Source organism: Agrobacterium sp. CG160-95, assembly GCF_053521725.1.
The window spans coordinates 358,627-371,759 of sequence record NZ_JBNWDU010000002.1; the positions used below are offsets into that span (position 1 = coordinate 358,627).

Genomic DNA, 13,133 nt, shown 5'->3' on the forward strand with positions numbered 1-13,133 from the left:
CGGCATCCTTCGGGATTAACTGTTCTTGCGCCCGAAGGAGAGGATTTTCTGGCGCAGGCTGCGGGCGAGGTTGCGGGTGTTGCGATACATGTCCACCTGCGTGGAAACCTGTCGCACGTCACGGTCGCTGTTCTGCGCAAGCCCGACGACCAGAGTGCCCATTTCCTGCCGTTCCTGCCAGAAGCGGCTCATGATCGGATGATCGGGCACTGCGCAGCTGTCGCTGCGCAGAATATTGGCGTCGTCCAGCTGCCAGTCGGTCAGTTTCTGCACCAAAAGTTTGCCGGGTGAAAACCGCGAGTAGGATTCGTCAAAGGCGGTCTTCCATGTATAGGCCTCGCCAGCCGTCATGAAGACGATCATGGAGGCGATGGCGCTGCCATTGAGATCGATGGTGTGAATGCGCACTGCATCCGCTTCGGCCAGATTGGTGATTGCCTCGCGGGCGAAGGCGGCGCGATAGCGGTCGTTCACCAGCGCGCTGCGTTTGCGGCCTTTCCAGCCACTCGCTTCCAGCGCCAGGAATTCCTCCATGCGGTAGCGTATGTCCTTCGGTTGCCGGGTAACGGTGTAGGAAAGGGCCCCGAGTTTTTCGAGCTGTCGCCACTGCCTGCGCATTTCCCGCAAATGATGCGGCGCAAGTGAATTGCGCAGATAGGCTTCGCCGTCCAGAAGGCTCTCCAGCATCGGCCGCTGATAGTTACCAGTCGTCGTCACCGGCAGGTTGCGGCTGATTGCTATGGCCTTGAACATCCGGGCAAAAGGCCCTTCAAGCCGTACATCCGGCAGTACCAGAACATTCGGCAGGCGCATTTCCCGGTCGGAAAGCGCATCGAAAAGATTGTCGAGCGTTTCTGCGGCACCTTCGGTATCGACCAGCGGCGTGCCGAGAGGGCCGAAGGGGTTGGCCCAGCCACGGATGATGGAGGGACCGATGGAAAAACCCGGCTTTTCCACGGTGAAGGGCATCAGAAACCGCATGCGGCTTCTAGCGCCGTTCTCGTCGCGAATAAGGGCGAAGCGCACGGACTTGTCATCGATACGCGGCATGGCGGGTGCAAGAAGCCGCCCTGTGAAGAAGACATTTGCCTCCATGACGCGGTTGGACAGGAAGTCGAGTTCTTCCTGCATGTCGTAACCGAGCCGGCCAGGATAGATGCAGAATTCGCGGCCGTCGCGTCCCACGCGCCGGCTGCTGTCGGCCACGGGGCGGTCACGCTCCGTAGACGCAATCAGCGCAGCGATGCGCGGGTCCTGAAAATCCGGATTCTTTGGGTCGCTGGACATGCTTATCGTTACACCGCCTTCCCAGTGTCTTGACCCGCCCGGGGATCGTTGAAGGCAAAAAGGACGATCCCGAGTGTGCGGCGAATGGCAACATGCAATAGCACAGCTTCTATGCACATTGCTATCGCGACAGCTGCCGCAGCGCCTGTCAGACCATAGACCGGAATCAACACCATGTTGAGTATAATGTTACAACCGAAGATAATAATATAAAGAGCTACGCACAATTTTTGTTTGCCGGCCATATTCAGCAGCGTTTCTCCCGGGCCGATCAGTGCTTTTGCGAGGAAGCCGGCAAAGAGGAAGAACATCAGCTTGTAACCCTGTACGAAGCCGGGACCGAACAGGGACAGCAGAAACGGCCCTGCCAGAAGCACGAGACAGCCAACGGCAAGCGATGGCCAGAAGGCCCAGCGCGCCGCCTGGCTGGCGAACCCGGCCAGCCCCTGCCTGTCATTGGCAGCAATGAGCGCGGCCAGACGTGGGGCCGCAGCCGCCTGCACGGAAAAAAACACGAATTGCATCAGCACGATGGTTTTTGCCGCGGCAAAATAGATGCCGACCTGATCCGGCGGCAGATATAGACCGACGATTACTACATCTGAATTGGTCATCAAAAAACCGATGCCGTCGATCAGGAACATCGGAAAGGCAAACCGTATCCACGGACGGAAATGCACCCTGCGGGCAACGCTGCGGAAATGCCGGTTGAGCCGGCGGTTCATGAACACGAAGTGGAAAAGCGTTGTGGCATAGGTGGCCAAAAGGGCCGCAAGCATCGCTGTCGTCGCGGTTTTCTCCGCGCCGAGACGGATCGCCACCAGCATGAACAGCAGGATCAGCACCGGGCGGATGATATAGGTGGGGCTGAGGGCTGAAACCGCCCAGCCGTTGGCACGAGCTGTCCCGTTCAGCACATCGCCAAGCGCCACCATCGGCAGGGTGAAAAGCGCCAGCGAAACCGGAATGAGGTAATAGGCGGAGATGCGCTCGCCGAAGAAATACAGGAAGACGAAACCGAAAAATGCAAGCGCGCTGGCCGAAAGCATGGCGAAGAGGCGCGCTGTCGAGGTTAGACCCATGATCTTGTCATGGGCATCCTCCAGGCGGTAGCCGGGCAGAAAGCGGATGACGGTGGTGTGAAAGCCGAGACAGGAGAGGTTGCCGAACAGGATGACCAGAACCCAGACAAAAGCGAACAGGCCATATTCGAATTCGCCCATCAGGCGGGCAAGGATGATCTGGGAGATGAAAGCGATACCGGCGCTGATGATGCGCACCGCAAAGGCGACGAGCGCCATGCGCTGGGCCCGTGAGACATCGTCTCTGCCGGAAACGACGACGGCGATTTTTGCCCCCAGCGGCGCCAGTTTAGCGCGCAGGCCTGCGGGTAAGGCTTTTTCCGCCGTGTTGAGGATAGCCATAATCCACACGCCATCATTTCCAGTTGAGTAGGCAACTGGATTATAAGCACCTTATCATTAACGAAGGGTTTGGGAGACAGGCACCTGTGTGCCGATATTGGCCACCTGCCTCGGTTTGCGGATCCCGTTGAAGAGAAAAAGGGCAAGCGGACTACGGCGTGTCGCCTGATGCAGCAGATAGGCCGTTATCGTGGTGGCGACGACGATGATGGCGAATTCCAGGATCGGCGGCAGCGAGATCAGGATGAAGAGGGTGCCGAAGGCATAAATCAGCGGGTGGTGAACCAGGTAAATGGTGAAGGAAGCGTCGGTCATTCTCCTGACATGCCGGCTTGGCCGGTCGAAAAAGCGGCAGGCGATATCGATCAGCAGGCGGCTTGCCGCCACGGCGGCGATTGTGGAGACGAGTACCAGCAGGGCCGAGTTCGAAAAAGGATATTCCAACCGCAGCGTGACCGCTGCCGCGATCGCGGCAAACGCGATGACGCCCGTGAGGATGCCCGTCTGGCGGAAGCGGTGAAAAAGAGCCCGGTCGCGATGAAGCAAAGCCCCGATAAGGAAGAACGGTACGTAACGTGCGTAAGGGTCGGAGGCCCGTTCGTAGAGAACGAGAAGGCTGTTCCCATTTTTGCCAGCAAGCAGGCCCGAACCGTAAACCGTCAGCTCCCATAAAACAGGGAAGGCGCAGAGCGCTGCGAAAAACGCGGCTGGATATTGACCCCGCATCCTGCCGAACCAGTCTCTTGCATAGGCGAGGGGCGGGCGCCCCGCCAGAAATAGCAGGCCGGCAAGCAGACCCGAATAGGCGATAAGGGCGGGTAGGAACCATAGATGCATGATCCATTGCTCACCCGGCAGCAGCAAATCCGGCAGGTTCGCGAGCAGCCGCTCGGCGGGAATATCACCTTTGGCGATACCTGCCAGTTTCAGCAGGAAAAGCTGCGATGGCCCAAGCAGGAGTACGGCCACGATGAAAGGGACGCCAAGGCGAAGGAAGCGCTTTCTGAGCCATGGCATCTTGCCCTTCCTGCCGATGACCATGGTGGAAAAATAGCCGGCCACCAGAAAAAACGAAGGCATGCGGAAGGTGACGAGCGCTGCCCCAAGCGCGGTCAGGACTGGGCTGGTCTCGAAATCCTTGATGTCCCAGGGCAAAGCATAGCTGTAGAGCAGGGAGGCGTGATAGGGTATGCCGAGCAGCATGAGGAGTGCCCGCAACGGGTCCCAATAATGCTCATAGTCTGATTTGCCCGGTTGCATTTTCCCCTCGCGTGACGAACGCGATCTCGCCTGATCCGTAACGATCAACACGACTATTGGTGGAAAACGCTAATAAACCCTTCATGCACCCGACGGGGTGGGCGGGGCCTTTTTCTTGGGCATGAGGTCAAGCACCAGTGCGCAGCCCAGAATGATGATGCCGGCACCGAACAGCTGGGGAAGCGACAGGGGTTCGTCGAGCACCAGGGCGCCAACAAGCACCGCCACAACGGTGACGGCAAATTCCACGCTGATCGCCTTCGTTGCGCCGATCGAGGAGACCAGCTTGAAATAGGTGATGTAGGTCAGGCCGCTCATGACGACCGCCTGTATCAGAAGATAACCGTAATCGACGAGATCGGGCGTTCCGGGCAAGGGCACCGCGAAAAGAAGCGGCAAGGTCATCAGGCCGCCTGTCAGGAAGGACCCGATGGTTATTTCCCAGGATCCAACCCCTTTGAGGTGCAGGCTAGCAAAATTGCTGCCATAGGCGGCACAGATGCAGGCGGCGACAGCGGCAGCACAGCCAATGACAAAGCCGGATGTGACAGGAACAGCGGGAAAACCAACGAGCAGGACGATGCCGGCAAAGCCGATGACGAGACCGGCAATACCCTGCCGCGTCAGGCGTTCCAGACCCCAAATCTGCGAGATGAGCATTGAAAAAAGCGGAATGGTCGCCACCAATATGGCTGCCATCGCAGTACCGATCTGAGGCGTCGCGTAGGACAGGCCGATCAGTTGCCCGGCGACCGTCGTTGCGCCGACGATTGCGAAAGCGCGCCAGCTTGCGGAGAATGCAAGCTTCCGGCGTGCCGCACGCGCAATGAGAAAGAGTGCTACAGCGGTTATGAGCGAGCGAAGCGTGACTGCGCCAATCCAGCCGAAGGCTGCGACGACATGTAGAAGCAGCAGGAAAGACACGCCCCACGTAATCGCGAGAAAAATATAGGCGGCAAGATCGCGAGGGGCCATGAAAGCAGTTTCCGCAGGATGATCCGGCTCCCATATGGAAAGTGCCGATACCAGTCAACACCCCGACCAGCAGCAATGATCCTGCCCAAACAAAATCGCCCGTAACGCAGGTTACGGGCGATCGATTGCTGGCATAAAGCCCTGGCCTTTTACGCCTGTTCGTAAACGCCGTGGCAGTGCTTGTACTTCTTGCCCGAGCCGCAGGGGCACATTTCGTTGCGGCCGATACGGCCCCAGGTGGCGGGGTTGTTCGGGTCGCGGTCCTCGGCCGGTACGAAAGCGACCGGCACGCCCTGCGCCATCTCATCTTCCCCGGTGACGGGGTCGAGGTGATGCGCGGTCATTTCCGGCAGCTCCGGCTGCTGCGGTTCCTGCTGCACCAGTTCCACGCGCATCAGCTGCGCGGTGACGGCTTCACGCAGGTTGGTAAGCAGCGACTGGAACAGCTCGAAGGCTTCCGCCTTGTATTCCTGCAATGGATCGCGCTGGGCGTAACCGCGGAAACCGACGACGGAACGAAGGTGATCGAGGTTGACGATGTGTTCGCGCCACAGATGGTCGATTGTCTGAAGCACGACCGAGCGCTCGACATAGGTCATGATCTCCGGGCCGAAACGTTCCGCACGTTCAGCGGCGTACTTGTCCGCGGCCTCGGTAACGCGCTGAAGAATGTCGTCCTCGGCGATGCCTTCTTCCTTCGCCCATTCCTCCACCGGCAGGTCGAGGTTCAGGAACTGGGCGATACCGGCCTTGAGACCGGCGATATCCCACTGTTCGGCATAGGCATTTTCAGGAATATGCTTGGTGACGAGCGCTTCGATCACTTCGTGGCGCATGTCGGCTGCGGTTTCACCGATATTGTCGGATTCCATCAGCTCAAGGCGCTGCTCGAAGATGACCTTGCGCTGGTCGTTCAGCACGTCGTCATATTTCAGCAGGTTCTTGCGGGTCTCGAAGTTACGGGCTTCGACCTTCTTCTGGGCGCGTTCCAGCGCCTTGTTGATCCACGGATGGACAATGGCCTCGCCGTCCTTCAGGCCGAGCTTCTGCAGCATGCTGTCCATGCGCTCGGAACCGAAGATGCGCATCAGGTCGTCCTGAAGCGACAGATAGAATTTCGAGCGGCCGGGGTCGCCCTGACGGCCGGAACGGCCACGCAGCTGGTTGTCGATACGGCGGCTTTCGTGGCGCTCGGTCGCGATGACGTAGAGACCGCCAGCGGCAAGCGCCTTTTCCTTGAGAACCTTGATCTCTGCGCGGATGGCCGCTTCCTTCGCATCACGCTCCGGACCCGGCTCCATGCCTTCCAGCTCGCGCTCCAGACGCATCTCGACGTTGCCGCCGAGCTGGATGTCCGTACCACGACCGGCCATGTTGGTGGCGATGGTGACCGCACCGGGAACACCGGCCTGCGAAACGATATAGGCTTCCTGCTCGTGGTAACGGGCGTTCAGAACCTGGAAATCGGTAAAGCCGGACTGGCGCAGCATGTGGGCCAGAAGCTCGGATTTCTCGATGGAGGTCGTGCCGACGAGAACCGGCTGACCACGATCATGCGCCGCCTTGATCTCGGCGATGATGGCGAGGAACTTCTCTTCGCCGGTACGATAAACCTCGTCGTCCTCGTCGATACGCTGGATCGGCAGGTTGGTCGGCACCTCGATGACATCGAGACCGTAGATGTTGCCGAACTCTTCCGCTTCCGTCGACGCCGTACCGGTCATGCCGGCAAGCTTTGCATACATGCGGAAGTAGTTCTGGAAGGTGACGGAAGACAGCGTCTGGTTTTCCGGCTGGATCTGCACCTTTTCCTTGGCTTCCAGCGCCTGGTGCTGGCCTTCGGAATAACGGCGGCCCGGCATCATGCGGCCGGTGAATTCGTCGATGATGACGATTTCGTCGTTGCGGACGATGTAGTCCTTGTCGCGGGTGAAGAGCTTGTGGGCCTTCAGCGCATTGTTGATGTGGTGAACGATGGCGACGTTTTCGATGTCGTAAAGCGATTCGCCCTTGAGCAGGCCCGCCTGCCGCAGCAGGTTTTCGAGCTTCTCGGTGCCGTCTTCGGAGAAGTTGGCCGAACGCTGCTTCTCATCGATTTCGTAATCTTCCGGCGACAGAAGCGGAATGAAGGCGTCGATGGTGTTATAGAGATCGGAGCGGTCGTCCAGCGGGCCGGAGATGATAAGCGGCGTGCGCGCCTCATCGACCAGAATGCTGTCCACTTCGTCGACGATTGCGTAGTTGTGGCCGCGCTGCACCATCTGGGCGCGATCATATTTCATGTTGTCGCGCAGATAATCGAAGCCAAGCTCGTTATTCGTGGCGTAGGTGATGTCGCAGCCATAGGCCTCGCGGCGCTGGTCGTCATCTAGCCCGTGCACGATCACACCGGTCGTCAGACCGAGGAAACGGTAGAGCTTGCTCATCGTGGCCGCGTCGCGCTGGGCGAGGTAGTCGTTGACGGTAACGACATGCACGCCCTTGCCGGCCAGCGCATTGAGGTAGACCGCAAGGGTCGCCACCAGCGTCTTGCCTTCACCGGTCTTCATTTCAGCGATGGCGCCCTGGTGCAGGATCATGGCACCGGTCAGCTGCACATCAAAGGGTCGCATGTGCAGAACGCGGCGCGACGCCTCGCGGGCGACGGCAAAAGCCGGGATCAGCAGATCGTCCAGCGATTTGCCGTCCGCAAGCTGCTGGCGGAACTCCGCCGTCTTTGCCGCCAGCGCGTCGTCGGAAAGAGCCTTGGTGGCTTCCTCCAGCGCATTGATGGCTGCGATCTTGCTTTTATAGGAGCGGACGCGGCGTTCATTTGCCGAACCGAACAATTTGCGGGCTATTCCGCCGAGGCTGACCATCTTACTGGCCCTTTCTGAAATTCCGTTTTCGCAGGCGGTTTTTTCCATCACGCCGATTTCGGCAACAAATGACGGACTTCGCCCTTCAACGTATCTGGACGCGAGGTTGCGTGACAGATAAGAGGGGGGGCAAATGATGTCAACGGTTCTGCCCGTTACAGAATGGCCACAATCCGGTGTTTGGAAGTTTTTTCAGAGCCGGAAACCATGTCTGGAGCCGGCATTGTCCCCGAAAGGTTCAAAATGTTGCGCTATAATAAAATTGCGGCTGCGGTGATTGTGGCCACGCTCGGCCTCCAGTTTCCTGCCTTTGCACAGGAAGACAAGGTTGTCGCCAAGGTCGGCGATCTGGAAATCCACCAGTCCGAACTCGACCTTGCCATGGGCAATCTCGATCCGCAGCTCGCACAGCTTCCCGACGAGCAGAAAAAGGTCGCAGCCCTTTCCGGCGCGATCGACGTCAAGCTCCTCGTGAAGAATGCCAGCGCCGAAGGTCTGGAAAAGACCGAAGACTTCAAGAAGCGCATGGAGTTCATTCAGGACCGTGAGCTGCACAACGCCTATTTCCGCAAGCATGTGGTTGATGCTGTCACCAATGAAGAGGTGAAGGCGCGCTACGACAAGGAAGTTGCAGCCTTGCCGAAGGAAGAAGAAATCAAGGCAGCCCATATTCTGGTTGCAAGCGAAGACGAAGCCAAGGACGTCATCAAGCAGCTTGATGCGGGCAAGGATTTCGCAGCACTCGCCAAGGAAAAGTCGACCGACTCCAACAAGGATGATGGCGGCGATCTCGGCTGGTTCGGCAAGGGCCGCATGGTTCCGGAATTCGAAGAGGCCGCTTTCGGTCTCGAAAAGGGTGCCTACACCAAGACGCCTGTCAAGACGCAGTTCGGCTTCCACGTCATCAAGCTGGAAGACAAGCGCATCGCACCGCCGCCGGCTTTCGAGCAGGTCGAGCCGCAGGTTCGTCAGCTTGTCATGCGTGACAAGTACGTTGCCCTCATCGAGAAGGCAAAGGCTGACCAGAAGATCGAAATCATGGATGAGACGCTGAAGAAGGGCTACGACGAAGCCACGAAGGAACAGCAGGCACAGCCGCAGCACTAATAAAACCATGTTACGGGGCGGCCACAGGCCGCCCCGCTTCATCTCAGGCACTTTCAAACCTTCCCCGTTTCCAGAATCTCAGGCGCTTTCCCATGTCCGTTGCCGTTTCCCCGCTCGCTCCGAAATCCTATCCCGACATGCCCGCGCTGCGTGGTGTTCGCATGGCGACGGCTGCCGCCGGCATCAAGTACAAGAACCGGACCGACGTTCTGTTGATGGTGTTCGACAAGCCGGCAAGCGTGGCTGGCGTTTTCACAAAATCGAAATGCCCCTCGGCCCCCGTTGATTTCTGCCGCGCCAATCTCGGCGGTGGCGTGGCGCGCGCCGTGGTGGTCAATTCCGGTAACGCAAACGCCTTTACCGGCGTCAAAGGCAAGGCCGCGACCGAATTGACGGCGAAATCCGCAGCCGCTGCAGTCGGCTGCTCTGAAAATGAAGTGTTTCTGGCATCGACCGGCGTAATCGGCGAGCCGCTTGATGCCACCAAGTTCGCCGGGGTTCTGGGCGACATGCAGGGCATGGCCGAAGCCGATTTCTGGCAGGAAGCCGCCAAGGCAATCATGACGACCGACACTTATCCCAAGGTCGCGACCCGCACGGCCGAAATCGGCGGTGTCGTGGTCACCATCAACGGTATCGCCAAGGGTGCCGGCATGATCGCGCCCGATATGGCGACGATGCTTTCTTTCGTGGTTACGGATGCCGATATTGATCCGGCCGCGCTGCAATCACTGCTTTCCGCCGGTGTCGGCCCGACCTTCAATTCCGTGACTGTTGACAGCGACACCTCCACCTCCGATACGCTGATGTTGTTTGCGACAGGTGCGGCGGCTGAGGACGGTCAGGTCAAGGTGACGCGCGCCGATGACGAGCGGCTTTCCTCCTTCCGCGCCGCCTTGAACGATCTCCTGAAAGATCTGGCCCTGCAGGTGGTTCGCGATGGCGAAGGCGCACGCAAGATGGTCGAAGTCACCGTTACCGGCGCGGAAAACGATGTCGCTGCCAAGAAGATCGCCCTTTCGATTGCCAACTCACCGCTGGTGAAGACCGCGGTTGCCGGCGAAGATGCAAATTGGGGTCGCGTCGTCATGGCTGTGGGCAAATCCGGTGAAATGGCCGACCGTGATCGCCTTGCCATCTGGTTCGGCGGCGTGCGCGTTGCCGTCAATGGCGAACGCGATCCGGATTATTCGGAAGCGGAAACCACCGCCGTGATGCGGCTGGAAGACATCCCGGTGAAGGTTGACATCGGTCTCGGTAAGGGCAAGGCCACCGTATGGACGTGCGACCTGACCAAGGAATATGTTGCGATCAACGGCGACTACCGGAGCTGACCGTTGGAGCCGAAGAGAATGCAGGACAATAAAATCGTCAATCTGCCGCTGGTTCGCCGTCTGGAAGCAGTCAGCTTTCGGGCATGGCCGGCCTCGTCGGTGATTTATGACGGTAGCTGGCAAATCCGCCTGACGGGGTCGCATCCATCCAAACGCATCAATTGCGTGGTGCCGCTCGATCCTTCCGATTATGGAAACTGCGCGGTGCGGCTGGAAAAGGCGCGCAAGCGCTTCGAGGATTTCGGCCGTCCGCTGGTGGTGCGCGAAACGACGCTGATGCCGCCGCAGCTCAAGGATTTTCTGGTAAAGGACGGCTGGTCCATGGTTGAGGAGGTCAAGGTCATGACGGCCGATCTCGCTGGCATGGAACTGCCGGAAACGCTGGTCAGCCTGCCGAGCCACGATATTGGCCGTTTTGTCGAGGCGAGCATCAAGGTCAGCGATGGCGACCCGACCCTGCGCCCGGCGATCGCTGAAATCCTCAGTTCGATCAAGCCGACCCTTGGCCTGTTCATCAACGAAGAAGCAGGGGGCAGCGCACTCGCCACCGTTATCTGCGTGCAGGATAACGATCTTGCCGGCATTCTTTCCCTCGATGTCGAGAAGTCGCAGCGGAAAAAGGGCCTCGGCACGCAGCTGCTGGCGTCAGCACTGCGCTGGGCCCGCATCAGCGGCGCCAAAAGCGCCTGGTTGCAGGTCGTCTCCACAAATGCGCCCGCGATTGCACTTTATGAAAAATTCGGCTTCACCGAGGCCTATTCCTATCGCTACTGGCGCAAGGCTGGTGAAGAATGAGCGAAGCGGGCAAAAAAATCCTGCTGGTTGCCGCCTGCGCCCTTCTCGATCAGGACGGCCGTATTCTTCTGGCGCAACGACCTGAGGGCAAGTCGCTTGCCGGCCTGTGGGAATTTCCAGGCGGCAAGGTGGAACAAGGCGAAACACCGGAGGACACCCTTGTCCGCGAGCTCGACGAGGAGCTGGGTATCAAGACCAAGATAGCCTGCCTTGCGCCGCTGACGTTCGCCAGCCATACCTACGAGACTTTTCACCTGCTGATGCCGCTTTACGTGTGCCGTCGTTATGAAGGCATGGCCCATGGGCGCGAAGGACAGGCAATTAAATGGGTAAAGCCGCAGGCTCTGCGTGATTATCCGATGCCGCCGGCCGACGAGCCGCTCATCCCCTTCCTTCAGGATTTGCTTTAAAGCGAACTTCCTGGCGGGTTCGATCCCCTCGCGCAGCCTGTTGAAAACATCCCATAACTCCGCTTTACCGTGCCAAAACGAGGCTGTGTTAACAGATCGTTCAGCACCCTCTGGCAGATTGTTAAGCTAAAGAAGCGGTAAACTGCGCGTATGAGGTTGGCTATGAACGAGGATTTCTGGAAGACGGTGGAAGGTCGTCAGTCTTACTCCAACAAATCCCGTCGCACCGGCGTTCTTAATGTCGCGCTGCTTTTCGGGACGGCTGTGATTGCTCTTTCCTTGATCGTCACCCCCATGCTTGCCGGAAAATCATCAACGCGCGTCGCGCAGTTCTCCGACAATTACGACATGATAAGCACCGGCTCCATCAAGAAGACCGATGCTGGCAAGACCTATTCCATCCGCCGCAGCATAACCCAGCCGATGCCCGAGATGCCCTGTGTCGTGACGGGCTATAGCAGCGAGAGCGGTTGCTGATCGTTTACCATCATCGGTAACGGATTCCTCAAGCCATGAGTATAGGGTGAGTGCGGCTTAGTAATTGTGCCGGCTCACTCATGGCGCGCTGAAGATAGGGACGCTCCTTTGCTGCATTCTCTTGTCAATCTTTGGAAGAATGAAGACGGTGCTACCGTAGTCGAATATGGCCTCGTTATCGCGGTAATTTCAGCAGCTATGATTGGCGGAGCAACTCAAGTCAGCAGCAGCATCAACGCTGCTTTTCAGGTTATCATTGATACGTTTAGCAATATAAATATCTGAAGCCGCTCCGAGGCTGGCTCAAGACAGCTTAACCTCTGTTGTCTTCAATGCATCCGCCAGCCGCATTTTGGCGGAACCAGGTTTCAGCGGTTTCTGCTGGCTCTCGTGCGGTGCCCAGCCTGAGACATAGATGATGGAAAACGTGGCTCTGATCCGCCCGTCCGGATCGGAATAACGTTCGGCGTAAAGCTCCGCTGCCCGCAGGAAAAAAGCGCGATTGAGCGGTTTTCTGCTGCGGCTTGCCAGCGGATTGGCCATGCCCATGGCGCGCAGATCGCGCATCAGTGGAAAAATCGAGTCGTAACGCACCGTATAAGTTTCCGCGTCGGTGACGGGAAGCGCAAAACCGGCACGCTGCAACAGTGCGCCAACATCGCGCACATCGGCAAAGGGAATGACGCGCGGGCTGGCGCCGCCGGTCAACTCGGCTTCTGCCGTCAACAGCACATCGCGCAGTTCCTGCAATGTGCCGCTGCCGGGGATGGCTCCGAGAAACAGCCCGTCCGGCTTTAGCGCCCGCCTTATCTGGATCAACGCACCGGGGGTGTCGTTGGTGAGGTGGAGGGCAAGCGGGGAAACAATGAGATTGGCGGAGGCTTCTTCGAGCGGCAGATGCTCCATGGAGGCCACCTGCGGCAGATTCCCATCCGTCGCAAAGGAGGTATCCGTCTCGATACGACGGATAGCATCCACCTTGCCCGTCTCGGTCAAGCGCTGGGCGGTGATGCCCGTCCCGCCGTGCAGTTCGATTGCGGTCTCGAAACGGCGCTCGACGATGGCGAGCCTGTCGGCAAACTCGTCGGCGGCCATGTCGAGAAGAAACAGGGCCTTGTCGTCACGCCGGTTCCACGCCCGGCGGCGATTTTGTTCGATCAGGGCCTGGTCAAAGAGAATATCCATCGTCGTGCCTGCTCGGCCTGT

12 protein-coding genes are annotated in these 13,133 nt (G+C 58.8%); 6 read left to right on the forward strand and 6 right to left on the reverse strand.

Annotation, left to right across the window (positions count from 1 at the left end):
- Positions 1-15: 15 nt before the first annotated feature.
- From ACQZ63_RS08350 to secA, 5 genes are all read right to left on the reverse strand, one after another.
- Positions 16-1,287, reverse strand: coding sequence for a GNAT family N-acetyltransferase (locus ACQZ63_RS08350; protein WP_113555416.1), 1,272 nt, complete (start codon positions 1,285-1,287; stop codon positions 16-18).
- Between the two features lie 8 nt (positions 1,288-1,295).
- Positions 1,296-2,711: a Wzx-type polysaccharide biosynthesis protein UppV gene (gene uppV, locus ACQZ63_RS08355; protein WP_113555415.1), complete on the reverse strand. Its 1,416-nt coding sequence runs from the start codon at positions 2,709-2,711 to the stop codon at positions 1,296-1,298.
- Between the two features lie 57 nt (positions 2,712-2,768).
- Positions 2,769-3,971, reverse strand: coding sequence for an acyltransferase family protein (locus ACQZ63_RS08360; protein WP_113555414.1), 1,203 nt, complete (start codon positions 3,969-3,971; stop codon positions 2,769-2,771).
- Positions 3,972-4,052: 81 nt separating this feature from the next.
- On the reverse strand, positions 4,053-4,946 hold the full coding sequence (locus ACQZ63_RS08365; RefSeq protein WP_013761727.1) for a DMT family transporter: 894 nt from the start codon (positions 4,944-4,946) through the stop codon (positions 4,053-4,055).
- Between the two features lie 149 nt (positions 4,947-5,095).
- The gene (gene secA / locus ACQZ63_RS08370; RefSeq protein ID WP_038495808.1) at positions 5,096-7,804 is read right to left on the reverse strand and encodes a preprotein translocase subunit SecA; all 2,709 of its coding nucleotides are present in this window, start codon (positions 7,802-7,804) and stop codon (positions 5,096-5,098) included.
- 243 nt (positions 7,805-8,047) lie between these two features.
- On the opposite strand from secA, the gene ACQZ63_RS08375 reads away from it, so the two are divergent.
- From ACQZ63_RS08375 to ACQZ63_RS08400, 6 genes are all read left to right on the forward strand, one after another.
- Positions 8,048-8,911: a peptidylprolyl isomerase gene (locus ACQZ63_RS08375; RefSeq protein ID WP_448799119.1), complete on the forward strand. Its 864-nt coding sequence runs from the start codon at positions 8,048-8,050 to the stop codon at positions 8,909-8,911.
- A gap of 92 nt (positions 8,912-9,003) precedes the next feature.
- A complete protein-coding gene (gene argJ, locus ACQZ63_RS08380; protein WP_113555413.1) occupies positions 9,004-10,245 on the forward strand; it encodes a bifunctional glutamate N-acetyltransferase/amino-acid acetyltransferase ArgJ in 1,242 nt (413 codons plus the stop codon).
- Between the two features lie 18 nt (positions 10,246-10,263).
- Positions 10,264-11,040: a GNAT family N-acetyltransferase gene (locus ACQZ63_RS08385; RefSeq protein ID WP_013761724.1), complete on the forward strand. Its 777-nt coding sequence runs from the start codon at positions 10,264-10,266 to the stop codon at positions 11,038-11,040.
- A complete protein-coding gene (mutT, locus tag ACQZ63_RS08390) occupies positions 11,037-11,450 on the forward strand; it encodes an 8-oxo-dGTP diphosphatase MutT (RefSeq protein ID WP_013761723.1) in 414 nt (137 codons plus the stop codon). Before ACQZ63_RS08385 ends, mutT begins: the two co-directional genes overlap by 4 nt.
- Before the next feature lie 162 nt (positions 11,451-11,612).
- Positions 11,613-11,927 (forward strand): hypothetical protein, encoded by a 315-nt coding sequence (locus ACQZ63_RS08395; protein ID WP_003511234.1) that lies wholly within the window; start codon positions 11,613-11,615, stop codon positions 11,925-11,927.
- 108 nt (positions 11,928-12,035) lie between these two features.
- Positions 12,036-12,212, forward strand: coding sequence for a Flp family type IVb pilin (locus ACQZ63_RS08400; RefSeq protein ID WP_111789708.1), 177 nt, complete (start codon positions 12,036-12,038; stop codon positions 12,210-12,212).
- 18 nt (positions 12,213-12,230) lie between these two features.
- Here the strand turns inward: ACQZ63_RS08400 and ACQZ63_RS08405 are convergent, their stop codons facing one another.
- Positions 12,231-13,112, reverse strand: a complete 882-nt coding sequence (locus tag ACQZ63_RS08405; protein WP_111795556.1) for a methyltransferase domain-containing protein — start codon at positions 13,110-13,112, stop codon at positions 12,231-12,233.
- Positions 13,113-13,133 lie beyond the last annotated feature (21 nt).